The following is a 25,274-nucleotide window of genomic DNA, read 5'->3' on the forward strand; positions in this document are numbered from 1 at the left end:
GCGCCCGTTTAGCAACGTAGCGACTGGAGCGAAGCAACTAAAGTTTTAGGAATCATGGTGAGGCACGAACCAATGATGACTTATTCCAGTTTGTTACTTCCTGAATGTCTTAGCCTGACGAAGTTGCCTTTCAATACCTTACGCACCAAACAAAATTTAACTTCCTAGACAATACACCACATTCCCTTAACATAATTAGCCCTAGCAAACTAGCAGCTAGCTACTGGAGAAGGGATTTTATAACTGTTTTCTAACGCCCCTTTTAGAGTCATAAACTTTTTATGTCATGAAAAATTCCATTAGAAGAAGGAGGAAGTCGATGGATAATATTAAAGAAACGATTATTGAAGTGGTTCAATCTATTTTACCAATTACAATCGTGATTACGATTTTACAGTTTTCGCTCATTTGGTTACCAACAGAAACTTTTATCCAATTTTTAATCGGCGTTTTAATGGTAGGAATAGGTTTAATTCTATTTCTATTAGGAGTTAACATTGGGATGCTTCCTATCGGCGAAATGATAGGATCAGCCTTATCAAAAACAAAAATCATTTGGCTTATTGTGTTTTTTGGTTTTTTATTAGGTGCTGTTGTGACCATTGCTGAACCGGATGTACGTGTTTTATCAACACAGGTAGATCAAGTATCCAACGGGGAAATCTCTAAAACCATCCTTATACTCGCTGTCGCTATAGGGGTGGGAATTTTTGTCGCTCTCTCATTAATGCGAATTATTTTTTCCATTCCGATTACATATATCCTTGCTGGCGGTTATGGGATGATCTTTGTTTTAGCAGCTTTTACCCCTTCGACTTTTGTACCCATCTCATTTGATGCAGGTGGAGTTACGACCGGACCGTTAACGGTGCCGTTTATTATGGCACTTGGTGTTGGCGTGGCATCCGTGTTAAGAGGAAAGTCAGCCTCTCAAGATGGCTTCGGGCTCATTGCTTTAGCTTCGCTTGGCCCCATTCTTTCAGTGTTAATTTTAGGAGTGATTTACGGATGAACATACACATCTTTCAAGGTTTTGGTCAAACAATGGGAGAGGTTGCCATTGCACTCCTCCCATTAATTATATTATTTGCTATCTTTCAATTGTTTTTTTTAAAACTTAGCCTGCGCAAATTACTCGACATTGCAATAGGAATCCTATTAACCTTCCTTGGGCTATCTTTTTTTCTTCAGGGAGTCCATATTGGGTTTTTACCGATCGGAGAGCAAATTGGCAAAAGTCTTGGGGCAATTAATTATACATGGATACTAATCCCCATTGGCTTTGTGCTTGGTTTTTTCGCCACTTATGCAGAGCCAGCTGTTCGGGTGCTTATCCAGCAAGTAGAAAGGGCCTCTAGCGGATACATCCCAGAAAAGGTCCTGCTCTATACTGTTTCTATTGGCGTTGGTTTATCTGTTGCGTTATCCATGATTCGTATTCTTGCTGGTTTCTCCATCTGGTTTTTTATCCTGCCAGGTTATATTCTTGCGCTGATTATGGTAAAATACTCATCGAAAACATTCACATCGATTGCATTTGATTCCGGAGGGGTTGCTACAGGACCAATGACCGCAACATTTATTTTAGCCATGTTTGTTGGCATTGCTTCCGTAACCGAGGGACGTGACCCATTGCTTGATGGGTTTGGCATGGTTGCACTTGTAGCTCTGGCTCCTATTTTATCTGTTTTAACATTAGGTATCTTATATAGCAGAAAGGAGAAGGAGCTGTATGTCCACAAAGAAACCGAGACAGAAACTGATAGTTACGATCGTTAAAAAAGAAAAAGCCAAAAAGGTCATACGTGCTTCTAAGGAAGCTGGCGCTCGTGGGGGAACGATCTTATTCGGAAGAGGTTACAGAACCAATGATAAGGAAAGATTTCTAGGTATTCCGATCGAACGGGAAAGAGAAATCATCTTAACCATCGTTGAAGAGACCGTTTATCCCGAAGTGATGCAAGCAATTATTGACTCGGTTAATTTAAATAAGCCAAGGCAAGGAATCGGCTTTGTAATTGACACGAAAAAAATTACCGGAACACAGCATTTATTAGGGTTAGAAGATAATGATAACGAACCTAATGAAGGAGATGTGGAACTGAAAATGGAAGATAAAATCATGTATGATTTAATCATCACCATCGTCAATAAAGGTAACTGTGATAAAGTGGTGGACGCCTCTAAAAAAGCAGGTGCAGAAGGCGGAACGATTCTAAATGGAAGAGGCACTGGGATTCATGAAAAAGCCAAGCTGTTCAATATATTAATCGAGCCTGAAAAAGAAGTCGTTCTCACCTTGATTAGTAAAGATAAAACGAAGGCTGTCCTAGAGGCCATTGAAGAAGAAGCAGAATTAAGCAGAGCTGGTAAGGGAATTGCCTTTGTAATCGATGTCGATCAAACAATTGGCATCAATCATGTGTTAAATCATATGGTTAACGAAAAAAATTATGGTAAATAAGCCATCAATAGCTCCGGTTTCAAGCAAGCCGGAGTTATTTTTTATAATTAGGAAGCGTGGAGAGCCACCATATTATTTTTTCGCACCAGTACCTTCATGATGGATGATTTTAATATGCATGCAAATTTTCTTTTATTGCTTGAGCGACTCAAAAGCTTGTGGACGACTGTTCATCTTTTGCGAGCTCCCTGGCGACTTCCACGGCTTTATGAGCGATCTTAAGGTCCATTGCGGGACACTTTCTTCGTTTACGAGCAGCTATGGCGCAACCATATGACATGGCAACGCCCTTTATTACTTCACTCCTACTTGTTGACAATCAGCAAGCAACGGACAACCTGAACAAATCGGTTTCATTTTACAATGCTCTTTCGCATGCTGTACGATCAATGCATGGAATTCCTTAAAGCCCTCTGTATTCAATCGGCATTCCGACTCCACCTGAATACGGAATGCTGGTTCCTTTTCGGGAATGTCCAAACCGAATCGAGCAAAAATCCTCCGTGCATAAGCGTCAACAACAAAGACAGGATGATCGAAGGCATAAAGCAATAAAACATTTGCCGTTTCAGCACCGATGCCGTGAATCCCCATTAACTCCGTACGTAGAGTATCTGTTTCTGCATGCCGTAATTTTCCAGGCTTATAATCATATGTTTTATACCAATGGACGAAAGCTTTTAAACGCTTCGCTTTTTGCCGGTAAAAACCGCTTGGACGGATGGCGGACTCCAATTCCTCGATAGACATACGTGCTATTTTCTCTGGTGTTAAATATGGAGTGAGGCGGCGCAACGCCTGTTCTACATTGTTCCAATTCGTGCGTTGAACGAGAATCGCCCCCACCATCATTTCAAACACCGACTCGGCGGGCCACCATCCCTGCGGACCGTAATATTCCCATAATCTATAGTAAATTCGCTGAAGAGTACTCATAAATAACCCTCTTTTCTATTCATTTACATAAGCTTAACAAAACTACAATAAAAAGGATAATTGCTTACTTTTAAATCTATCTTCCTCTAACCAGCCTAACCTCTTTTTCCCCATTCTATTAAGCCGTAACATCAACTTTCACCTTATTTTTGAATGTTGCTATTCCCCTTCCTTATGCATAAAAAGACCGTTATTCCACAAAAATTTACAAAACCTTTACATTCATAACATACTCTTTTAATAATTGGCTACTATACTAGCAATTGAGAGGGATAAACCTCAGCTTTATATCTACTCAAAATAGGGGAGGCAATTTTGATGAAGTTCAAGAAGTATCTTATGTTCCTGCTAATCGCTGCTCTTGCAGTAGTAATTGCAGCTTGTGGATCGGATTCGAAAGAAGGAGAAAACAAAGACAATAGCGAAGAAAAATCATCTGAAAATGCAAGTTCAGAAGGCGATTCTGAAAAAGTAGAAGGTAGCGTTGTAATTGACGGATCCGGTACGGTTTATCCTTTAATGGCTAGATTAGCAGAAGAGTACATGGGTGAAAAGCCAGACGTATCTGTTGAAGTTAGCCGAGCTGGTACTAGTGCAGGATTTGAAAAATTCTTAGTAGAAGATGGAACGGACTTTAACGATGCTTCTCGTTTAATCAAAGACGAAGAGAAAGCAAAAGCTGAAGAGCTTGGAATAGAATTAAAAGAATTAAAAGTAGCTTTAGACGGTTTAACTATCGTTACGAACCCTGAGAATGATTGGGCTAAAGAATTAACACAAGATCAAGTAAAAGGAATCTTCCTTGGAGAATATACAAACTGGTCAGATATTAACCCTGAATGGCCAGAAGAAAAAATTCAAACTTATGGACCAAATGAAAACCACGGAACATACGAATTTTTCTATGAGAATATTTTAGAAGAGCAAGATCTAGTAAGTGATATTAACTTACAACAAGACTACTCAACTCTTGTAACACTTGTAGCTGAAGACAAAAACGCAATTGGATTCTTCGGTTTCGGATACTATGACAACAACAAAGACAAAGTACAAGCTGTAAGCATTGACTTTGGCGACGGCCCAGTAGAGCCATCACTAGATACGATTGCTGAAGACGGTGACTACGCTGGCTACACTCGACCAGTGTTCACGTACTTGAACGTAAATCATGCAAAAGAAAAGCCGCAAGTACTGGATTATGCACTATATATCATGAACAATGTTAATGAATTCGCTGGAGAAACTGGCTTTGCTCCAATTCCTGAAGAAGAAGCGCAAAGTCTAGTTAGCGATTTAGAAGCTCTAAAATAAGGCAAGGGGAACCATTAGCGGAATTTGTTTCTACTAATGGTTTCGCTCTTATCTCAACAAAGAAGCGTTCACTGTAAAACATCTATCTAATTGAACCATTATTTGACCTAGAAGATGAGGGCTGCGTACGCTCTCATCTTCTTGTGAGTTATTGCTCTGGAAAGGGGGCCCCCTGATGGCACTGGACAACAAGATAGACAATCACGATAAAAGAAGTATTCAAGATATGATTGCTAAAAAGAAAAACGGAAAAAACATAACGAGCATAACCGAAAAGGTGATGCCAGCTATTCTATTCTTAATTGCTGCTGTTTCCATCCTTACTACGATTGGAATCGTCTATACACTTTTAACCGAAACAATTGAATTTTTCAAGCGTGTACCGATTATGGACTTCTTTACTGGCACTGTATTAAAACCATTAAGTCAAAATCCTGAATTCGGCGTGCTGCCACTTATTAACGGTACGATTATTTCTTCCATTATTGCCATGCTCGTTGCTGGGCCGATTGGAATCATGACTGCTGTTTTCTTAAGTGAATATGCGTCTGAACGTGTTAGAAGAACATTAAAACCAATGCTTGAAATTCTCGCTGGCATACCAACCATCGTTTATGGATTCTTTGCTTTTACATTTGTCACACCGCTTATACGCGAATTTTTTCCAAGTGTGGAAGCGACAAATATTTTAAGTCCTGGACTCGTGATGGGTGTTATGATCATTCCTATGATTGCATCACTCTCAGAAGATGCAATGACATCTGTTCCCAACGCCATGCGTGAAGGTGCACTTGCATTAGGATCTACCAAATTAGAGGTTACATTTCGCGTTGTCATTCCCGCCGCGCTTTCTGGAATCATTGCATCCTTTGTTCTTGGTATTTCCCGTGCAATTGGCGAGACGATGATCGTAACGATTGCTAGCGGAAGCTCGAAAAACTTTACTTTTGATATTACCCAATCTATGCAAACAATGACTGCTTATATTGTGGAAGTATCCGGTGGGGAAGCACCTGCTGGTTCAACCATTTACTACAGTTTATACGCCGTTGCCATGACGTTGTTTGTATTTACGCTTATTATGAACCTATTAGCAAGATATGTCTCTCGTAAGTTTAGGGAGGAATACTAAAATGAAATATGTGGATACAAACCAAGTTCAAAAAAATATGAATAGTCGTTTACTAAAAAATAATGTATTAAAGTCTGTGTTCTTTCTTGCTACCATTTTCGGCTTAATCGTTCTGGCTGTGTTAATTATCCGTGTTATTATGCAAGGTGCCAGCTGGATCAATATGGATTTTTTAACAAATAAATTATCTACTTCCCCTGACCGTGCTGGAATTATGGGTGCCATTTTAGGAACGTTTTGGCTCATGGTTGTCGTTATTCCTGTGACACTTATTCTCGGTGTAGGTACAGCCATCTATTTGGAGCTGTATGCGAGAAAAGGACGTTTCCAATCTTTTGTTCAAACAAACATTGCTAATTTAGCCGGTGTACCATCCATTGTTTACGGAATTCTAGGGATGACTATCTTTGTCCGTGCCCTTGATTTCGGAAACGTTGTATTAGCCGGTGGTCTAACTATGTCATTACTGGTCCTTCCGATTATTATTGTCGCGGCCCAGGAATCCATTCGCGCAGTTCCGCAACATCTAAGTGAAGCATCTTACGGTATGGGAGCTACCAAATGGCAGACGGTTAAAAATATAATTCTCCCTGCCGCATTGCCCGGTATATTAACAGGGTCAATCCTATCTCTATCCAGAGCCATTGGGGAGACAGCACCACTCGTTGTTATCGGTATTCCTGCTTTACTCATTCCTTTCCCCGGTGGGATTATGGACAGATTTACGGTGCTTCCAATGCAAATATATTACTGGACAATTGATTCTTCCTTAGTTGAAGAATATGCAAACTTAGCTGCGGCAACGATCATTGTATTGCTCGTATTGCTCTTTCTTTTAAATGCGACAGCTATCGTTATCCGTAATAAGTTTCAAAAGCGATATTAAAAAGGAGTGAACTAAATGGCTACGTTAACGAAGCCCAAAGTGAACATAAAGAACCACGCAAATACAGAACAAAAGTCAATTACGGAAACAGCAGCGACGACAAAACAAAACATGAATAAGAAAATTGTTTACGATACGAAAGATTTAAACCTATGGTATGGCGAAACGCATGCTTTAAAAGACATTAATCTGTCCATTTACGAGAAAGAAGTAACCGCAATTATTGGCCCATCCGGATGTGGAAAATCAACGTATTTGAAGACTTTAAATCGCATGGTTGAACTCGTTCCTAGTGTCAAGACTTCTGGTGTCATTACGTATAAGGATAAGAGCATCTTGGATAAATCTTTTAAAGTAGAAGATTTACGCACAAGAGTCGGGATGGTATTCCAAAAGCCGAACCCATTTCCAAAATCGATATATGATAATATTGCTTACGGTCCAAAAATACACGGCATTCGCAACAAAAAAATTCTCGATGAAATCGTGGAAAAAAGCTTGCGAGGCGCTTCTATCTGGGATGAAGTAAAAGATCGTTTAAAAGAAAATGCATACGGACTTTCCGGAGGACAGCAGCAGCGTATCTGTATTGCCCGCTGTTTAGCTATTGAACCAGATGTGATCTTAATGGATGAGCCGACGTCAGCACTTGATCCAAAGTCAACCTTACGTGTGGAAGAACTCATTCAAGAGTTGAAGAAAGACTACTCTATCGTCATAGTTACACACAATATGCAACAAGCTGCACGTATTTCCGACCGTACCGCATTTTTCCTTAATGGAGAAGTGGTGGAATATGATGAAACAGATACGATCTTCACGAACCCAGCGGACAGTAGAACGGAAGATTATATTTCTGGCCGGTTTGGTTAAAATCAATATCTTTATCGGAAGCTTACTGAGGTAACGAACAGCTTTTCACGTGTGAAAAAGCTGTTTCTAGCCTTTTAACGGAAAATAAACGTAGAAACAATACCTCCCCCATTTATAAATAAAAATCCTGTTCTATGATTGAGCAGGATTTTTCGTGTGTTGTCAGTAAAAATAGATTACTCTTTCCGGTATTACTTAGATAAAACATAAGGTTTCAAGTAGTTTGAATATAAGTTTGGTGCTAGTATATAGGAACAAAACGATAAAGTAATCTTCTTACCTTATCCGCTACTGTTTTTGCGTTGTGCACGAGCGAAACTTAAAGGAATCTGAAGAGAATCAGGAATTTGATCTGTGATGCGATGTTCCGTTTATCCTCTAAATTCACATCGTAGGAATTACAGGGCCGGTCTTGCTACCAATTACATATAAGAGGGTAAACAAAGTATTCAAAGGCGAGCATAAGTAAGCGATGTGTGGTTCTATACCGTTAAAATATATGCAACTTTAGCAATAAAATAAGCTGCTTATTTTATTTAGAATATTTTACACCTAAACTATAAAGTGAATCTTCAAATCCGTGGATTTCATTCACCCTCGACGGATGGTTAGTACCGTCATGGTATGACCGAAAGACCGCTTACGAAATAGGGCATTTCAGGTGCTGCTATCTCCCTCTTAGACTTATTTACATTACAGATATTCAACTCCTGAAATGGGGAGACTTACAGCACCTTATATACGTAATAAAAACAACGATGGTCCTTATATGAGACGTAGATAATGATATCTGTACCTTTATGAAATATTGAATTGCTTCGTATGCTGTGATAAGGTCGCAGCTATTTCAGTCAAGCGCTTGCCGACATGTTGGTTTGCCTTAAGCTTTATAACTTGTTTATCACTAGTTGTCAGCATTTGTTCCGCACTAGCCAAATTCTCCTGCGAAACAGAAGAATTACTAACCGCAGCCTCCTCTAACCTAGGCAACATCTTTCCTACCGCTTGTACTTCTTCTTTCATGACTCGTAATTGCTTCCCAACCTGTCCGATTTCCTGTAGTAATTCATCAAATGAGTCTTTTGCTGCTTCCGACATCGTTAATGTCGTCTTCGTTTTCGCAAGCATTTGCTCAAATTCTTTTACAGCCGAGGTTGTATTTCCTCCCATACTAGTAATAGTGACGGTGATTTCTGCTGCAGCCTTTGACGATTGCTCAGCTAGTTTACTCACTTCCCTGGCAACGACGGTGAACCCCTTTCCAGACTCGCCTGCGCGAGCTGCTTCAATACCAGCATTTAACGCCAATAATTTCGTCTGCTCGGCAATTTTTTGTATAATATCAACTAATTTCGTAATTGCTATGGAATCATCCCGAACACTGTAAATGGTATGCGTCAAATGGGTAAAATCCGATTCAAAGGAAGTAATCGTATCAATTAGCTCACCAATATGCCGTTCACCCGTTTCTGCCAATTGATTCATCACTTGTGAACTTTGATCCAATTGTTCCATCTGTACCATTGTTTGTTCTACATTTTCCTTCATATTATGGAAACGTGCCATACTTTCTTCTGAACTCGTCGCTGTCTGATCTGCACCGTCCTTTACGACATGAATTGCCTGCTTTAGCTGCTCACCAGAATATAAGCTTTCGGCTGCTGAAGCTTGCAACTCTGCCCCAGCCTCATTTAAGTCCCCCGTCGTTGCCTTAATATCTTTAAGTAACGTGCGCATATAATGGATCATCGTCGTATAACTTTTATGTAAAGATAAGAACTCAGGCAACGTTGTCTGTAATGAGTCTGGTTCCTTCATTTCCCCTGACCGTACTTCCCGCATCGTCTCCCGCAGCACGCCGAGTGGCTTCGTTAAACTACGAACAAACCAGGCAAGCACTACACTCGCAATTATGGTACTAATCAAACTAATGATTACCGTATCAACAGCCATTCCCTTTACTGGTCCCATATAGGAAGAAGTAGGCACAAGCAGTACGTATATTCCTTTAATCTCTTTCATTTCCTGAAACGTTAGTGTATAGTCCTTTCCCGCAATTTTTTTATGTACAAGGCCCTGCTTTTTCTTTTCCATTTCTTTAATTAACATCTTTGAAATCGTCGGCAGCTTTCCCTCGCTTTCTTGAAGTGGTACAACTTTTCCAGACTCTATGTAAAAGTATTCAGAAGGTATCCCTTCTTCAGCCAGTTTCTTTTTCTGTTTACGAACATTCGCATTTAATTGCTGTCGAAAATAGTCCTCATCACTCACATATAAAAACTTAAGATTTTCTGCAATATACCCCATCAGTTCCGTCTCGCGTTCCAATCGATTTTCAATAGAAGATGTGGCCATCTTCTTTGCCTGTACGTAGGAACTAATCCCTACAGCCGTCACAGAAAGAAGTAATAGCACAATAAATAAAATCAGCAATCTGCTCCACAAACTAAATTTAGTTTGGATGTTTTTGGCGAACGAAAAGAAGCTTTTTAACCAAAATTGTCTATGTTGGCCCAAACGAAATACCCCCTACTTTATACCTAAATTTACTATTAGTATATCAATTGAATGTTAAGGGAATGTAAAAAAATGGTGACGGTTGAAAGAATATGTCGCGTTGTCTTTACTTTGTATACAACATCGTTTAAAACGAAGCTAGCTACTTCACTTTATACAATGATTCTTTCATCCTGAGGGTTTTCTTTCATCCCCAAGGGATTGGAAGAGGGGTGGATTAGGTATTGAAGTGCTGTCTCTCCCACTTAGACTTGTTGCAGTATGGATTTACCAGTTCTTAAAGTGAGTGTTTTACTGCACCTTAAATATAAGATTATATGTTTGGAAAATCATCATCATTATAACCTAAGAATTACCTCTTACTGAGGTTTTAAACAGTTTTCTCGATCGTTTGTTCGCTCTGTATATCAGCAACCAAAATAGTTCATTATTTTAAATAATACTCAGCAAATAGACATGATTGAAATAATGGTTAGTTACAGAACAAAGACGCAGAGCGCCCGTTTAGCAACATAGCGACTGGAGCGAACCAACTAAAGTTTTAGGAATCATGCTCCTGCAACAGGAGTATGCCGACGCCTGAGCGGAAAGCCCGTTTTTAGTCGGCCTTCCTCTTAACCACGAACCGATGATGAGTTATCGGAAAGCGATTTCGTGAAGTCGCCTAGTTTTCTGGGCGCTTGCGCCGGACGTAGCTATTCCGTTATATCGGTATTCCAAAGCCAAAATTTTTACACTTTCTTATCTTTTTTAAAAAAGGCAAGTGATATATATCACTTGCCTTACAGCCTAACTGCTAATAAAATCCTCATTTTGTTCAATAATGTGCACCTTTAATGGTAAGTTTTTCTTTCATTCACTACTAATTGGTAGTAACCTAAAAGCCTTTTCAGTAAACCCGAATAGTTAAGTACTATTATCTCCCGGGTTTATTGTAATATTTATTATTAGCCAGTTCTTTGAAGGAGATGGCTTAAAGCACCTAATACGAGACTATACTTTATGACGTCCATTTATTCATTCGATATGATTAGTTTTAACGCTTCTGTTTTTGATGAATTTTCAAAAACCTCATATGCTTTTAGCATATCAGCAAACGGAAACCGGTGTGTAATCAGCTTTTCTGGCTGCAATCTCTTCGATTGGACTGTTTTTAAGAGCATTGGAGTAGTACTCGTACTCACCAATCCAGTTGTTAAGCGAATATTTTTAATCCAAAGTTTCTCTAGGTGGAAATCAACTGATGTTCCGTGGACCCCTAATACTGGAATCGCTCCTCCAGGCTTAATAATTTGTTGACAAATTTCAAATGTGGCCGGCACTCCAACTACTTCCATTGCCACGTCTACACCTTGACCGTCTGTTAAGTCCATAATTTTCTCTACTGCTTTTCCATCAGTGCTATTAATCGTGTGCGTCGCACCAAATTTTTTAGCTACTTCAAGTCGATGTTCGTCTAAATCAACCATTATTATTTCTGCAGGAGAATAAAACTGCGCTGTTAGCAATGCAGCCATACCAACTGGACCAGCTCCAATAATCACTACCGTCTGTCCAGGCTGGACCTGTCCGTAGAGGACACCTATTTCAAAACCAGTTGGAAGAATATCACTTAACATAACTAAAGCTTCTTCATCTGCTCCATCAGGAATGTGATATAGACTGTTATCCGCATGCGGAATACGTACATATTCTGCCTGTGTGCCGTCAATCAAGTGTCCTAAAATCCAGCCGCCATCCTCACAATGAGCATACAATGCTTTTTTACAGTTTTCACATTTTCCACAAGAAGTGACACATGAAATAATAACTTTATCACCTTTTTTAAAGTTTTTAACACCTTCACCAACTTCTTCTACAATCCCTACACCTTCATGCCCCAAAATCCTTCCTTCCGTAACTGCTGGAACATCACCTTTCAAAATGTGCAAGTCCGTTCCACAGATTGTCGTTTTCGTCACTCGAATAACGGCATCTGTTCCTTTTTCAATTACTGGCTTCGGTTTTTCTAATAAATCCTTTTTCCCAGGGCCTAAGTAAGTCAATGCTTTCATGTTAGTTTTCCTCCTTGGCAGATTGGTTTTTGTGAAATGTTTAACAATTATATTATAAACTAGTATGAAATCGGTTTCAATTTCGTTTAAAGAGGGAAGGTAGTTATGTTTATGCAAATTCCCCCTCCAAAAAGAATTAGCCGCTCTTTTAACATGAAAGCTAGCATAGAGTCCAATTTAAGCGTTCTACTTCCTTTTTTGCTCATTAACGTATTCGTTTGGTTCTCCCTCCCCATAGGTATTGCTGTTTTTGTATGGACTTTTTCGTCCATTGCGATGCTCTCCATGATTTTTTGTTTCCTTAAATTGTCGTTGTTTGTCTGTCAATTAAACTCTTCCTTTCTACATTTAGATTTATTAGAAAAACTTGGCTTGTCGCCAAGTCGTATGGCGGAAGCCTTTGTTTTAGTTATACTATAAACCAAAAAAATCTTATACTTTCCTATAGTGGAACAAAGGTGCAAAGCGCCCGTGGAGCGAACCAACTAAAGTTTTAGGAATCATGCTCCTGCAACAGGAGTATGCCGACGCCTGACGGAAAGCCCGTTTTTAGTCGGCCTTCCTCTTAACCACGAACCGATGATGAGTTATCGGAAGGCGATTTCGTGAAATTGCCTAGTTTTCTGGGCGCTTGCGCCGGCTATGGATATTCCGTTAAGTCCGTACGTAACCCAAAGTAACAATTTTTATATCTCTTAAAAAAACATATTATGACTTTCGCCGCTAATTTTTTTACTTTCGTATAGGTTGCACCAAATGATACTTACCTATTCTCATTATTACAATAATTCTTATAAACCTGAGCTTAGCCACTTACTATTTCCCCTTTACCACTACATTATCTTGGCTTACGAATCCCTGAATATAAGGAAAAATCTTATTAATAAAGTGTGCATTTTTGTTCAAAATGGGGAAATAACGATATAATAGATACAGATTGATCTTTGGAAGGATTGTTCAACATGGAGTTATCACTACAAATGCTTATTTTTCTTTTTTCCGCCATGCTGATTGTTGGCGTTCTGGCAACGAAATTCTCCTCTAAGCTTGGGCTACCCGCTCTTGTTCTTTTCCTCTTAATTGGGATGGGATTAAATGAATTCATCTTCTTTGAAAATGCTCAGCTCATGCAATTAATCGGAATTATGGCATTAATAATCATTTTGTTTGAAGGTGGGACGCAAACAAAATGGGAATTGATGCGTCCTGTGTTAGGTGCGGCTGGAATACTTGCAACACTTGGAGTTCTGCTGACAACCATTGTCACAGGGTTTGCCGCCATGTACATTCTCAAACTTACTTTATTAGAAGGAATGCTATTTGGCGCTATCGTTGGCTCGACTGACGCAGCTGCTGTTTTTTCCGTACTTGGGAATAAAAACATTAAAGCAAAACTAACGTCCACATTGGAAGCAGAATCTGGATCTAATGACCCAATGGCTGTTTTTCTTACTGTTGCTTTTATTGAATTAATTCAAGTCCCCGATGCGTCGATATGGACAACGATTGGCAGTTTCTTTTTACAAATGGGATTAGGTCTCATACTCGGGTTACTGCTTGGGAAAGTTACTGTTATCATTATCAATAATATTAACCTCGATACTTCTGGGCTCTATCCTGCGCTTGCGATCGGGATGGCTACCGCTACTTATTTTATGGCTGCTTTTTTAGGCGGAAGTGGGTTGCTTGCTGTTTATGTAATGGCTGTTTTTGTGGGAAATAGTGATTTAATGTATCGTTTCTCCATTTTACGATTTAGCGAAGGCTTTGCCTGGATGATGCAGATTCTTATGTTTATTTTGCTCGGCTTATTCGTTTTTCCAGAGCAGTTACCTGCTATCTTTTGGCAAGGTGTATTATTGACGCTCATCCTTATGTTCATCGCAAGGCCGGTTGCTGTGTTTATTTCGATGATCTTTATGAAATATAGTATTAAAGAGCGCTTGTTTATCTCTTGGGCTGGTTTAAAGGGAGCTGTACCTATCGTATTAGCTACTTACCCTATTATTGCTGATGTAAAAAACAGCGACCTCATTTTTAATTCCGTTTTTTTCGTTGTCCTTATCTCAGCTCTCGTACAAGGAAGTACGTTATCTTGGCTCGCTTCCAAGCTAAGATTAACCGGCGAAAAAAATGATCCAACGAAACCGACTATGGAACTTATTCATTTGGGTAAGACCGAGGCAGAGATTATGGAAGTACATATTTTCTCCAAGTCTCCCGCTATTCACCAAACTTTAAATGATATAGAACTGCCAGATGACACACTTATTATTGGTATTATTCGAGACAAGCAAATTATTACTCCGAACGGCGACACAGTTATTCTAAAAGATGATACATTATACGTATTAAGTAACCGAAAGAATAGAATTAAAGCAAAGAATGTACTTCTAGGGAACACAGAGAAAAAAGTTCCACAAAAGAAACAACTTAAAAAAGAAGTAGAAGGATAATCAGGTGGCTGCATAGCAGTCGCCTGATTATTTTTTTCCCAATAAAGTGAACCTTCAAGCCGTGGAGATTTTCATTCAGCCCCACGGCTTGTTAGTACCGTAATATGACCCTAAAGGCCGCTTACAAAATAGGGATTTAAGTGCTGTTATCCCCAATTAGACTTGTTGCAGATTATTCACTCCTGAAGCGAGAGCCTTACAGCACCTTATATATGATAGTTCTGATTGTGAGGGCGTGTGTGGGTGTGGTGCTTGCTTTATGTTTCCAGCATGTGCTGTGAGCGAATGGATCTCTGGAATAGATAAAGCCAAGCTGCCGTCCGTTCTATTCAGGTGATGTTTATACTGTGATGGGTTATTTAATTCTGTTATCCTACCTTTTCACTAGAACGGTCATTTGACGAAGCCGTTCAATAGATTGGCCTATTTAAACATTCAATTCCGCTATGTTATATGTTTTCCTTCGAAGCAGAAGAATTCGAACTTTTGTCTATATACATAGAGGATCGACCATACCCACGCCCCTTCCCTTATACTTCCTTCGAATATAACAATGAAAAGGCGCAGACAGAAATGGATTTTCGTTTAAAATATTACGATTATCCAATTCGATCTTTTACGACGACATACGCTATTATGGATAAAATTAATTTGGGAGGAAGATAGATGAAAATATTTGTAGACCCTGGACATGGCGGTTCGGATAATGGGGCTTCAGGCAATGGATTATTTGAAAAAAATGTAACATTGGACATTGCCACACGCATACGTAATATACTGATTAATGAATATGACAACGTACAAGTGAGAATGAGTAGAACTACAGATGCTACTGTTAGTCTCACGCAACGTACGAACAACGCAAATAATTGGGGTGCAAATTATTTCCTTTCGATTCATTGCAATGCGTTTAATGGTATAGCAAGAGGATATGAAGACTATATTCATTCTTCCCTTTCCAGCGGATCACAAACAGGCAAATATCAAGATCAACTTCACGCGGAAATAACAAAGGTGAATCAGTTAAGTAATCGTGGGCAAAAGAAAGCAAACTTCCATGTGTTACGAGAATCATCTATGCCTGCATTATTAACAGAAAATGGTTTCATTGATAATGCCAATGATGCTTCACTTATGCGAAGCACTTCCTGGAGGCAAGCAGTTGCAAGAGGTCATGTTAGTGGATTGGAGCAGGTATTTAATTTGCAAAAAAAGGAGAATCCCAATGTCATTTTTCGCATTATCGCAGGATCTTTTCAGTCAAAAGATAATGCCGACCAACTTGTCGATATGTTAGCTGTAAAAGGTATTCAGGCTTTTGTTGCACTTGTAAGAATATCAGGCAGTAACTGGTATCGTGTTCAGGCGGGTGCTTTCTCCAATCGAACAAATGCGGAAAATCACTTAGAACGCATTAAAAAGGCTGGCGTTACTGATGCGTATATCATTCGTGAAACACGGTAAACCCCTTGCTTTAGTGGCATGGTTCCTTTTTCCCATAAAAAGGAGTTGTAGACTTCCACGGTTTAAGAATAGATGATGTGAGCTGAACAAGTCGAAGCGGGAGGTAACAGCACCTAAATCCCGATTCGTTCAAAGGCCTTTAGGTCATACCATTACGGTACTAACCCATCAGCGGAGATGAAGAAACCCCGCTGATGGAAGGTTCACTTTATCTTTCATTGATTCGCCCCATTCACTACGTTGGAAACGGCGCCCCGGGCTTTTGTTCCACTATAGGAAGGTATAAGTTTTTTTGGTTTATAGTATAATAAAAACAAAAAGCTTTCCCCATAAACTTAGCGATAAGTTTTTCTAAAATGTGTATACCGTTTAACTTTACTCATTACGTGTGGCAATATAGGCTCACCATTCATATGCTTACAATAAGAATCTGTTAATGATGAAAAAAGTGGGTAATTTATGATTGGAGGAAGTTTAACCATGTACAGAAATTTATTAGAAGCTTGGTGGCCGATAATCCTTGCAGGCGTAATAGCTGCTTCTTCTGTCGTTATTTTAGCATATTATATACGTCGTACTATTCTGTATTTACTTACCACCATTGCAAGCCTTATCAGCTTTATTATACTTATACTAAGTATATTTGCTATTGGTAAGTGGGCCGATATAGGTATTGGAATGTTTGCCATTTCAGTCTTACTCGGTGTAAACATTGGCACCTTATGTAGCTTTTTGGTGAAGCAAAAATAACCTACTCTTTAACGTAGCCTCGTTAGTGGAAATCTTCAGCTTTCACTACAATAGTTTCCATTCTGGTGGGCTGTTTTTTCAATTCGCTCTCTTTTCGGGACACGACTTTCTCCTTCGCTGCTCGACTTTTTCGCTCTGTTCGGCTTTGCTCGTTCCAATGCCCGAGCTCATGAACGATTTCGAAGCCTGCCTGTTTACCTTGAGATAACCAGCTATTGCGTCAACTTCAGCCGCTTCATTTCAATCTGTTCCTCACCTGTCCATCCTTTTTGTATACGAAGCAAAAAAGCACGCAGCCCATACTCCGCCTTGTGCTTTTTCATCACCCATTGATCAAGAGACTTATTCTTCCCCAAGCACATAACGTCGAATACCATGTGCAACACCATCTTCGGCATAGTTTAAGGTTGTATACGTCGACTGTTGTTTCACTTCTTCTTCTGCATTTCCCATGCTAATACTCATCCCTGCGGCTGCAAACATAGAGAGATCATTAAAATTATCGCCAATGGCAATGGTATTTTCCATTGGGATGTCAAAATGATCTGCCATCAGCTCTAGCGCATAGCCTTTACTTGCTCGAGGATGAGCAATTTCAAGCTTTTCTCTACCTGATGAAGTTATAGATATGCCACCTTGTGATTCCATAAAATGCTGTAACTGGCTACGTTTTTCATCAAACAACGAAAGAACAAATATTTTATAGATGCCTTCATAGTTTGGAACAACTTTCTCATACTGATCGACAAACTGTAAGCCATGTTGGCTATGTTGGATGGCAATCGTTTGTTTAAGGGTTTTAGAAGTATAGGCTACATCATGACCAATTTGCTCCAATTCTTTCCATAATATGTTTTCCATGTCCTTTTCCAGCAAAACACCTTCATCTACATACACTTCATAGTATAATTGTAACTCTCTTAAAATCGGAATAATACGCTTTACAATTTCTTGATCCATATATAACTGATGCACCTGCTCCCCCCTATGAAATGAGGTTGCACCATTACCTGCAATAATCGGGCAGTCTAATGCGGAAAGCCGTAAGATTTCCTTCGTATCTGGAAGTGATCTACCAGAGGCAATAGAGACGATATGTCCTTGTTGCTGTGCTTCTTGAATGGCCGTTATATTTGCATTACTAATTGTTCCTTCATCAGATAATAAGGTCCCGTCTAAATCAATGGCTATTAATTTCATAAAGTAGCCTCCTCCATTTATTTGGCAGCGAATATGTAATTTCGCTAATTCTTACTCTATTATTATACCAAAAGGCCTCTCCCTACGCTTAGGAAAGACCATTCGGTAAAAATTAATAAATAAGAGTTGCAAAGGTTAAGCATCAGACTAGACACTTATTTCTAGCACAAACAGCAATTATTTTATTGCTGTAGCTGCAACTTTTCCTTCACTGCCTACCATCTTTATTTTAGAGATAACCATTGCTTTGGCAGCTTCTTTTGCTGTTTGTAAATAAGCGCGTGGATCGAGACTGTCAGGTTGTTGTGAAAAATGCTCTCTAATTGCAATAGAATAAGCATTTTTTAGCTCTGTTGAAACATTTACTTTTGCCATGCCTAACGCTACACATTTACACACATCTTCCTCTGGTACAGCCGAACCCCCATGTAATACAAGTGGAATATCTAGCATTTTACTAATTTGTTCAATACGGTTAAAGTCAATATCAGGTTCACCTTTATAAATACCATGAGCTGTGCCGATTGCTGGGGCAAGTGTAGGTACACCTGTTAAAGCAACAAATTCTTTACATTCTTCAGGTACCGCTTTTTGAGCGTCTTTTTCGGAGACAACAATTTCTTCCTCTACACCACCTACTTTCCCTAATTCGGCTTCTACATTAACTCCTAAGTTAGCGGTCAGTTCCATGACTTGCTTCGTTTGTCGTACATTTTCTGCAAATGCATGCCTGGAAGCATCTATCATAACAGATGTATATCCAGCTCGAACAGCTTGTTTAATAACTTCATAATCCGTACAGTGATCTAAATGAAGACCTGTTGGAACACGATAGTAATCCGCAGCTGCTGTTGCTACTTTTACAATATTTTCTGCCCCAAGTGATTTCACCGTGCCAACAGTCGTTTGTAAAATGACCGGTGATTTCATTTCTGCCGCTGCTTCTAATACCCAATAAATACTGTCAAATGAATGTACATTAAACGCTACAATTCCATAATTTTCGCTTTTCGCTTGTTTTAACATTGGTGTCGTTGATATAAGTGGCATATTAATCGTCCTCTCCTGAGATAGCTTGACTAACGATATTAGCAAGTTCTATTGGGGTTGTTGCTGTTAGCATAGATTGTCTTGTTTCTTCATTTATTAATGCTCGTGATAAAGCAGATAATGCTTGTAAATGTGTTGTTCCCGCTTCTGACTTCGGAATGAGCAGAGATAGAAAGAAAAATGCAGGCTTGCCATCAAATGATTCCCATTCAATCCCCATCTCTGTCCGCACAATAATTATGGCTGGTTGGTTGACTTCATCCACTTGCGTATGCGGGATTGCAAATCCTTCCTGAAAACCAGTTGTACTTTCTTTCTCACGCGCTTTTAGTCCAGCTACAATTGCTTCTGCTGATTGAGCAATGCCATTGGCAACTGCGATATCCGCAATCGCCTGAAACACTCCTTGCTGTGAAGTTGCTGTTGCTTGTAGCTGAATACATGCTGGTTGGATTATCTGTTTCATTTTCCATCACCCTTCCTTCATTTATTTCTGGGCTGCTTTTTTACGATACATACCATAAAGCAATGCTCCTACCATGGAACCAATAAGAATGGCTATTACCCATTGAAATGCTCCTGTTACAACAGGCAGAACGAGAAATCCTCCGTGTGGTGCTGGAACTTGGACTTTAAACAAATACGTCAGCATCGCCGCTATACTAGAGCCGAGCATAATAATTGGCAACACAACAATCGGATTCTTCGCAGCAAATGGTATTGCTCCTTCTGTAATATGAGTAGATCCTAAAATAAAGTTCACCGCGCCAGCGTTACGCTCTTCTTTAGTAAAGTATTTTGGAAACAATACCGTAGCAAAAGCAATAATTAATGGTGGTGCAATACAAGCAGCGGAAACACCCGCCATGAAATATAAGTTACCTTCAGCAAGTAACAATGTACCAGTAACATACGCTGCCTTGTTAAATGGTCCACCCATATCAAATCCGCACATCGCCCCAACAATTAAACCAAGTAATAGTGGATTCGTTGATTGAACGGATGCTAAAAAGTCCATTAATCCTTCATTTAATCCGGTAACTGGGATAATTATTGGTTTCATAATGATACCGATTAAAAAGATTCCTAGCACAGGGTACAAAAAGATCGATTTTAGTCCATCTAAAGAACGTGGTAAGCCTTTTAATAGTTTTTGCAAAAGGATAATAATATAACCGGCAATAAATCCTGCTAAAATTCCCCCTAAAAATCCGGCACCGCCTTGGCTTGCTAATAAACCACCAATAAACCCAACAACCATACCAGGTCGTTTTGCAATGGATTCGGCAATAAATGCCGCTAAAATAGGTACCATTAGGCTAAAACCTAAACCACCAACTTCTTTTAATAAGGCAGCGAATTCATTGTATTGCTCATGCTTTGGATCTGCAGAATAAATTCCGAATAAAAAAGATATTGCAATGAGCACCCCACCACCAACGACGAATGGGAGCATGTGAGAAACTCCATTCATTAAATGTTTATAAATGGTATGAACCCATTTACGGCTACTTCCTTCCGGTGCTCCATCTTGAGCTATCTCTCCTTCATCTGTTCCTTCATAATCAGATGCGTAGTAAATAGCAGCCTTGCCTTGTAAAATTTGCTCAATGAGTGCCTCAGGATCTTTAATCCCTTTTGAAACGGGGACATCTACTACTGGCTTTCCGTGAAAACGGTCTGCCTGTACATCCTTATCAGCAGCAATTATAACGCCATCTGCTGCTTTAATTTCTTCGGATGTTAATGCATTTTCAATTCCCACTTGTCCATGTGTTTCCACTTTTATTTCTACATTTAACTTCTCGGCTGCTTTTTGTAATGCTTCGGCAGCCATAAACGTATGTGCAATTCCAGTTGGACAACCTGTAGCAGCAACAATTTTCTTCTTGGTCATGCTGTTTTACCTCCTTAAATGTTGAATATCAACGTTTTTCACTAAATCTGGAATATCTATTAAATCACTTAATCCTTTTGAAAAAGCGGTCGATGCACCTGTCGCTACCGCATATACTAATGCCTCATCTATAGAAGCGCTGCTTATGGTTTGGGCAATATATGAAGCCAGTAATGCATCACCAGCACATGCTGTGTTGACAACTTTTCCTTTCGGAGAGCTTGCTTTCATAACCTTCTGCTTATCGATATATAATGCCCCTGCTTCTCCTCTGGAAATAATGACCTGCCTTGCACCTCGCTGAATCAATTCTTTGCCATATGCTATCATTTGTTTTTCAGATAGAGATACTTTTTCTCCAAATAGCTGTGCTAATTCCTCTTCATTTGGTTTTAAAAGATACGGCTCATAAGCAAGCGTCTCTAAAACAACCGGAGAGCTGGAATCAAGAATCAATTTCACATCATTTTCATTGCATATTTTGGCAATCGAGACTAAAATTCGGTCCTCTACGCCCCTTGGTAGACTCCCCGATACAATGAACGTGCTTTTAGCCGGGATTTTCTTGATTTTAGCCAACAGCTGATTTACTGCTTGTTGATGAATAATCGGTCCTCGGTTGACGATTTTGTATTCTTCATTCGCATTAATAAAGACATTAATACGTGTATTGCCTTCTACTTCAATAAAATCTGTTGCAATCTCTAGCTTCTCTAATTCTTCTTTAATAAATTGTCCTGTGAATCCGCCAATAAACCCTAATGCCGTATTAGGTATCCCCATCTTTTTCAACATTACAGACACATTGACACCCTTACCGTTTGGCTGGTAATCCTCATCGTACGTTCTGTTAACAGCATTTGGTTGTAACGCTTCCATTGCAACGTATAAATCGATCGCTGTATTCATCGTGCATGTGTAGATCACAGCCTCACCTTCTTTCTTTGTTGTTAATTTAAGTATGGCACAGATTTTCATGTAAATGTTTTCAGTTTATGTAAACCGGTGCACAGCGAATAAAACATGGTGAGAGAAATAAAGAATCATCATTATAGAGAAGAAAAAAATAGAGAAGTTAGGAATGGAGTACTCGTAATATCTAAATTTCATTCAAATGGTGCTTACAAGAACAAAGGAGCGGGGCGTCCGTATAGCAACGTAGCGAATGGAACGAATCAACGAAAGATAAAGGAATCATGCCACTAAAAACAGGGGTATGCCGACGCCTGAGCGGCAAGCCCGTTTTTAGTCGGCCTTCCTCTTAGCTACAACCGATGAGGACTTATCGTAGGGCTAATTTTAAAGTTGCCTAGTTGCTGGTCCCATGCGCCGGACGTGGTTATTCGGTTATGTTGGTATCCCCAAATACCTACTTTTGTATCTTATAAAAAAAGCCACTTACCGAGAAAAGCTACCTTCCAAAAAAGATGCTTATTCTCAATAAGTGACTGTTCATTTTTGAATTACATTTATTTCCTTGTTCGTATGACATACGAATCGAGCAATATCCGTGCAATCACATTTAGGGACAAACGAGAGCGGACTTCATATTCGGGAAATAGAGAATGCTCCGTTTTATAGCCTAATAATGTCATGTCGGATAAGCGGCTTAATGACGAATCAATTTTAGTTGTTAAAGTAATTGTTGTTACTTGACGAATATTTAAATTTTGACAAGCCTCTACAAGTTCGGCAGTCTCTCCATTTAAAGAAACAAAAATGGCGATATCATGCTTCGTTACTTTACGTGATTTCACGCGAATAATATTTGGGTCCTCATGTGTTTCACAAATTTTATCTAATGCTTGCAGCTTAATCATCATTTCCTTAGCAATCATCTCAGAAAAGCCACGGCTAAAAATATAAACCCGCTTCGCGTTGTATATTTTTTGTACGACATCCTCAATCTGCCCAATGCTTTGCAATTGAATTGTTCGCAATACTTCTTCTTCGTTTTTCTTGATTACCTGTTTAATATCGTCATCAATATCTGTTAATGAATCATTCGCGTCTAACATTTTTTCATCTTGCTTCAACCGATATTTAAATGAGGTATAACCGTTATATCCGATTTTTTTCATTAACCTTACAATTGTAGCTGTAGACACATTAGCTCGCTCACTAAGAGTGACAATGGACATATCAGCTATTTCATCCATATGCTCATGGATAAACTCAAGTAGATAGCGCTCACTTTGACTAAGCATGGAATACGTTTGATGTGGAATATTGAATAAAGGTTTGTCCATGATACCCTCCAATCATAGGATAATGAATAGGACCTTCAAAGCATAAATGGTATGCTTAACCTATTTTACATTTTCTTCATATTATGCTAGATCCTTGCAAATAATTGTTTCCTTCACCTTCATTGACAATAAAAAAGGGGTGATCATTTTTTAAAAAACCCCAATAGCTTAAGAATATAGTAGTAATCTAAACTTCTCTCGTCAAGAAAAGTATTCTTGTATCACTAATTAGCAGATAATTTTTTAAAATAATAGCCTAATATTCATTTGACCAAAGGCGCAGGGCGCCCGGTTAGCAACGTAGCGAATATAACGAAGCAACCAAAGTTTTAGGAATCATGCTCCTGCAATAGGAGTATGCCGACGCCTGAACGGCAAGCCCGTTTTTAGTCGGCCTTCCTCTTAGACACGAACCGATGGTGACTTATCGTAGGGCGATTCATGAAGTCGCCTAGTTGCTGGGTTCATTCGCCGGACGCGGCTTATTCGTTTATTAGTTATTCCAATGTAATAAATTTTATACTTTTTTATCTTTTTAGAAAAAATTAGCTTGTCGCGAAATCTTATGGGTCGAGTAGGACGGAACCTTTCCTTTGGGATTGTGTTCCGTCCCCTCACAGATCCGTGCGGGCGCAATTAACGCACACGGCTCATCACCAACATCTTTCACCAAATATACTAATATGTTCCCTTAATTCGAAATGTTAACCTTTATCTTCGGTTTCGGAAGTGGAAATTTACGCAAAAACAACCGAAAGTTCTCCCATTTGAATGACTTACACTGACTTCTGTGGTTCATCCACTCATCTTGAAATTTCTCCACCGCTGTCAAATTGTCCGTGCTACAATAATAATTCAGGAACTACATGGATCTGATCAGCCTCCTCGATCCGATCGCCCATGACAAAACGCGTAAATGTTATTCTTTCGTAAATGCAATCGTGCTTCTTACTGTATTAATGGGACGCACCATTTGTTCGATTTGCTCCCGCTTCGATTCTAAAAATGGAGGTAAAGATAGCTTTTCTCCTAATGTTTCATACGGCTCATCACCCATAAATCCCGGGCCATCTGTGGCAAATTCAAATAGGATTTGCGGGGCGACTCTAGCATAAAGCGACTCGAAGAAATGCCGATTCACATATCCAGAAGTAACAAATCCAAAGTTTTCCATGCGCGTCATCCACTTATCTAACACCGAACGATCCTCTACACGGAATGCTACATGATGTATCGTTCCGTAACCTTGACGCGCATTTGGCAATGTATTATTGGGTTCAATAATAACTTGGGCGCCATTTCCCCCTTTGCCTACTTCAAATAAATGCAGACCGTTTTCTTTTCTTATATACTTAAACTGCATTACTTTTTCCAACACTTCTTTAAAAGAAGTGAAGTCAGCAATGCGAATAAAGATGGGACCTAAACCGGTAATCGCATACGTTAATGGAATCGGACCTTTTTGCCAAGGTATCCCTGCCTCGACTCCCTCGTTACGCTCATCAGAAATCAGCTGATATGATTGATCATCAAAATCTACAAATGATAACGTATTCTTTCTAAACTGTTCTTGAATACCAGTATGCTTCACTTGCAAACGATCAAACCGATCGACCCAATACGTAAGTGCTTCATCCGAAGGGACACGAAAAGACGTCTTATAAATTTCATTCGTTCCATGTGAGCCTTTTGGAATACCGGGAAAATCAAAAAAAGTCATATCCGTCCCTGGATTGCCTTTATCATCAGCAAAAAACAAATGATATGTTTGAATATCGTCTTGATTGACTGTCTTTTTAACTAAACGCATGCCAAGTACATACGTGAAAAATTCGTAGTTCTTCTCTGCACTGCTTGTAATCGCCGTTACATGATGAATTCCTTTTAATTCTTCCATGTAACATCCTCCTCCCCCATCATTTATTATGAATTAAAGTATTTTTAATTCATAATAAACATACCATAATAAGCCCCACAAGTCTACTGGAAATGTTAGCATTAGCAACTTTACATGCTTTAGCTATTCCCTTCTGAC

Annotated in this window: 21 protein-coding genes; 11 read left to right on the forward strand and 10 right to left on the reverse strand. The window is 39.4% G+C overall.

What is annotated here, in order from left to right; all coding sequences use genetic code 11:
- Nucleotides 1-319: 319 nt before the first annotated feature.
- Genes D1839_RS11285 through D1839_RS11295 form a run of 3 tightly spaced genes read left to right on the forward strand, consistent with a single transcriptional unit; the run spans nt 320 to nt 2,464 of the window.
- A complete protein-coding gene (locus D1839_RS11285) occupies nt 320-1,012 on the forward strand; it encodes a DUF1538 domain-containing protein (RefSeq protein ID WP_120380006.1) in 693 nt (230 codons plus the stop codon).
- Nucleotides 1,009-1,779 carry a DUF1538 domain-containing protein gene (locus tag D1839_RS11290; RefSeq protein ID WP_120380007.1) on the forward strand — a complete coding sequence of 257 codons (771 nt, stop codon included), beginning with the start codon at nt 1,009-1,011 and terminating at the stop codon, nt 1,777-1,779. The genes D1839_RS11285 and D1839_RS11290 overlap by 4 nt, the downstream gene beginning before the upstream one ends.
- Complete coding sequence (locus D1839_RS11295; RefSeq protein ID WP_120380008.1) at nt 1,733-2,464, forward strand: P-II family nitrogen regulator; 732 nt, start codon at nt 1,733-1,735, stop codon at nt 2,462-2,464. The genes D1839_RS11290 and D1839_RS11295 overlap by 47 nt, the downstream gene beginning before the upstream one ends.
- 294 nt (nt 2,465-2,758) lie before the next feature.
- Here the strand turns inward: D1839_RS11295 and D1839_RS11300 are convergent, their stop codons facing one another.
- Nucleotides 2,759-3,400 (reverse strand): endonuclease III domain-containing protein, encoded by a 642-nt coding sequence (locus tag D1839_RS11300; RefSeq protein ID WP_120380009.1) that lies wholly within the window; start codon nt 3,398-3,400, stop codon nt 2,759-2,761.
- Nucleotides 3,401-3,718: 318 nt separating this feature from the next.
- Between D1839_RS11300 and D1839_RS11305 the strand changes: the two genes are divergently transcribed.
- From D1839_RS11305 to pstB, 4 genes are all read left to right on the forward strand, one after another.
- Nucleotides 3,719-4,711 (forward strand): PstS family phosphate ABC transporter substrate-binding protein, encoded by a 993-nt coding sequence (locus D1839_RS11305; protein WP_120380010.1) that lies wholly within the window; start codon nt 3,719-3,721, stop codon nt 4,709-4,711.
- A gap of 175 nt (nt 4,712-4,886) precedes the next feature.
- Nucleotides 4,887-5,843, forward strand: coding sequence for a phosphate ABC transporter permease subunit PstC (gene pstC, locus D1839_RS11310; protein WP_120380011.1), 957 nt, complete (start codon nt 4,887-4,889; stop codon nt 5,841-5,843).
- Between the two features lies 1 nt (nt 5,844).
- On the forward strand, nt 5,845-6,729 hold the full coding sequence (pstA, locus tag D1839_RS11315; protein ID WP_120380012.1) for a phosphate ABC transporter permease PstA: 885 nt from the start codon (nt 5,845-5,847) through the stop codon (nt 6,727-6,729).
- A 111-nt stretch (nt 6,730-6,840) separates the two neighbouring features.
- The gene (gene pstB / locus D1839_RS11320; RefSeq protein WP_286164789.1) at nt 6,841-7,602 is read left to right on the forward strand and encodes a phosphate ABC transporter ATP-binding protein PstB; all 762 of its coding nucleotides are present in this window, start codon (nt 6,841-6,843) and stop codon (nt 7,600-7,602) included.
- A 798-nt stretch (nt 7,603-8,400) separates the two neighbouring features.
- Here pstB and D1839_RS11325 read toward each other — a convergent pair.
- Entirely contained in the window at nt 8,401-10,119 is a 1,719-nt protein-coding gene (locus tag D1839_RS11325; RefSeq protein WP_120380014.1) for a methyl-accepting chemotaxis protein, read from the reverse strand.
- A gap of 1,013 nt (nt 10,120-11,132) precedes the next feature.
- Nucleotides 11,133-12,173 carry a zinc-dependent alcohol dehydrogenase family protein gene (locus D1839_RS11330; RefSeq protein WP_120380015.1) on the reverse strand — a complete coding sequence of 347 codons (1,041 nt, stop codon included), beginning with the start codon at nt 12,171-12,173 and terminating at the stop codon, nt 11,133-11,135.
- Nucleotides 12,174-12,278: 105 nt separating this feature from the next.
- Between D1839_RS11330 and D1839_RS20365 the strand changes: the two genes are divergently transcribed.
- The 4 genes from D1839_RS20365 (at nt 12,279) to D1839_RS11350 (ending at nt 16,843) form a co-directional block, all read left to right on the forward strand.
- The gene (locus tag D1839_RS20365; protein WP_207710048.1) at nt 12,279-12,593 is read left to right on the forward strand and encodes a hypothetical protein; all 315 of its coding nucleotides are present in this window, start codon (nt 12,279-12,281) and stop codon (nt 12,591-12,593) included.
- Nucleotides 12,594-13,135: 542 nt separating this feature from the next.
- Nucleotides 13,136-14,629, forward strand: coding sequence for a potassium/proton antiporter (locus D1839_RS11340; protein WP_120380016.1), 1,494 nt, complete (start codon nt 13,136-13,138; stop codon nt 14,627-14,629).
- A gap of 666 nt (nt 14,630-15,295) precedes the next feature.
- On the forward strand, nt 15,296-16,093 hold the full coding sequence (locus tag D1839_RS11345; protein ID WP_120380017.1) for an N-acetylmuramoyl-L-alanine amidase: 798 nt from the start codon (nt 15,296-15,298) through the stop codon (nt 16,091-16,093).
- 480 nt (nt 16,094-16,573) lie between these two features.
- On the forward strand, nt 16,574-16,843 hold the full coding sequence (locus tag D1839_RS11350) for a hypothetical protein (RefSeq protein WP_147358282.1): 270 nt from the start codon (nt 16,574-16,576) through the stop codon (nt 16,841-16,843).
- A 342-nt stretch (nt 16,844-17,185) separates the two neighbouring features.
- Here D1839_RS11350 and D1839_RS11355 read toward each other — a convergent pair whose 3' ends face one another.
- The 7 genes from D1839_RS11355 to D1839_RS11385 all read right to left on the reverse strand — a co-directional run bounded on the left by D1839_RS11355 (nt 17,186) and on the right by D1839_RS11385 (nt 25,136).
- The gene (locus D1839_RS11355; protein WP_120380019.1) at nt 17,186-18,043 is read right to left on the reverse strand and encodes a Cof-type HAD-IIB family hydrolase; all 858 of its coding nucleotides are present in this window, start codon (nt 18,041-18,043) and stop codon (nt 17,186-17,188) included.
- 177 nt (nt 18,044-18,220) lie between these two features.
- A complete protein-coding gene (locus tag D1839_RS11360; RefSeq protein ID WP_120380020.1) occupies nt 18,221-19,093 on the reverse strand; it encodes a class II fructose-bisphosphate aldolase in 873 nt (290 codons plus the stop codon).
- Between the two features lies 1 nt (nt 19,094).
- Nucleotides 19,095-19,559, reverse strand: a complete 465-nt coding sequence (locus D1839_RS11365; RefSeq protein ID WP_120380021.1) for a PTS sugar transporter subunit IIA — start codon at nt 19,557-19,559, stop codon at nt 19,095-19,097.
- 21 nt (nt 19,560-19,580) lie between these two features.
- Nucleotides 19,581-20,990, reverse strand: coding sequence for a PTS fructose transporter subunit IIC (locus D1839_RS11370; RefSeq protein WP_120380022.1), 1,410 nt, complete (start codon nt 20,988-20,990; stop codon nt 19,581-19,583).
- A gap of 6 nt (nt 20,991-20,996) precedes the next feature.
- On the reverse strand, nt 20,997-21,917 hold the full coding sequence (pfkB, locus tag D1839_RS11375; RefSeq protein WP_120380023.1) for a 1-phosphofructokinase: 921 nt from the start codon (nt 21,915-21,917) through the stop codon (nt 20,997-20,999).
- Between the two features lie 542 nt (nt 21,918-22,459).
- Nucleotides 22,460-23,239 (reverse strand): MurR/RpiR family transcriptional regulator, encoded by a 780-nt coding sequence (locus D1839_RS11380; protein WP_120380024.1) that lies wholly within the window; start codon nt 23,237-23,239, stop codon nt 22,460-22,462.
- A gap of 919 nt (nt 23,240-24,158) precedes the next feature.
- Complete coding sequence (locus tag D1839_RS11385; RefSeq protein ID WP_120380025.1) at nt 24,159-25,136, reverse strand: ring-cleaving dioxygenase; 978 nt, start codon at nt 25,134-25,136, stop codon at nt 24,159-24,161.
- Nucleotides 25,137-25,274: the final 138 nt, after the last annotated feature.

It is taken from the genome of Roseburia sp. 1XD42-34, from assembly GCF_009917385.1.
Lineage (GTDB): Bacteria > Bacillota > Bacilli > Bacillales > Amphibacillaceae > Virgibacillus.

Coding starts and splice junctions, on each gene's coding strand:
- D1839_RS11285 (WP_120380006.1), top strand. CDS start 320: ATGGATAATATTAAAGAAACGATTATTGAAGTGGTTCAATCTATTTTA.
- D1839_RS11290 (WP_120380007.1), top strand. CDS start 1,009: ATGAACATACACATCTTTCAAGGTTTTGGTCAAACAATGGGAGAGGTT.
- D1839_RS11295 (WP_120380008.1), top strand. CDS start 1,733: ATGTCCACAAAGAAACCGAGACAGAAACTGATAGTTACGATCGTTAAA.
- D1839_RS11300 (WP_120380009.1), bottom strand. CDS start 3,400: ATGAGTACTCTTCAGCGAATTTACTATAGATTATGGGAATATTACGGT.
- D1839_RS11305 (WP_120380010.1), top strand. CDS start 3,719: ATGAAGTTCAAGAAGTATCTTATGTTCCTGCTAATCGCTGCTCTTGCA.
- pstC (WP_120380011.1), top strand. CDS start 4,887: ATGGCACTGGACAACAAGATAGACAATCACGATAAAAGAAGTATTCAA.
- pstA (WP_120380012.1), top strand. CDS start 5,845: ATGAAATATGTGGATACAAACCAAGTTCAAAAAAATATGAATAGTCGT.
- pstB (WP_286164789.1), top strand. CDS start 6,841: ATGAATAAGAAAATTGTTTACGATACGAAAGATTTAAACCTATGGTAT.
- D1839_RS11330 (WP_120380015.1), bottom strand. CDS start 12,173: ATGAAAGCATTGACTTACTTAGGCCCTGGGAAAAAGGATTTATTAGAA.
- D1839_RS20365 (WP_207710048.1), top strand. CDS start 12,279: ATGTTTATGCAAATTCCCCCTCCAAAAAGAATTAGCCGCTCTTTTAAC.
- D1839_RS11340 (WP_120380016.1), top strand. CDS start 13,136: ATGGAGTTATCACTACAAATGCTTATTTTTCTTTTTTCCGCCATGCTG.
- D1839_RS11345 (WP_120380017.1), top strand. CDS start 15,296: ATGAAAATATTTGTAGACCCTGGACATGGCGGTTCGGATAATGGGGCT.
- D1839_RS11350 (WP_147358282.1), top strand. CDS start 16,574: ATGTACAGAAATTTATTAGAAGCTTGGTGGCCGATAATCCTTGCAGGC.
- D1839_RS11355 (WP_120380019.1), bottom strand. CDS start 18,043: ATGAAATTAATAGCCATTGATTTAGACGGGACCTTATTATCTGATGAA.
- D1839_RS11360 (WP_120380020.1), bottom strand. CDS start 19,093: ATGCCACTTATATCAACGACACCAATGTTAAAACAAGCGAAAAGCGAA.
- D1839_RS11365 (WP_120380021.1), bottom strand. CDS start 19,559: ATGAAACAGATAATCCAACCAGCATGTATTCAGCTACAAGCAACAGCA.
- D1839_RS11370 (WP_120380022.1), bottom strand. CDS start 20,990: ATGACCAAGAAGAAAATTGTTGCTGCTACAGGTTGTCCAACTGGAATT.
- D1839_RS11380 (WP_120380024.1), bottom strand. CDS start 23,239: ATGGACAAACCTTTATTCAATATTCCACATCAAACGTATTCCATGCTT.
- D1839_RS11385 (WP_120380025.1), bottom strand. CDS start 25,136: ATGGAAGAATTAAAAGGAATTCATCATGTAACGGCGATTACAAGCAGT.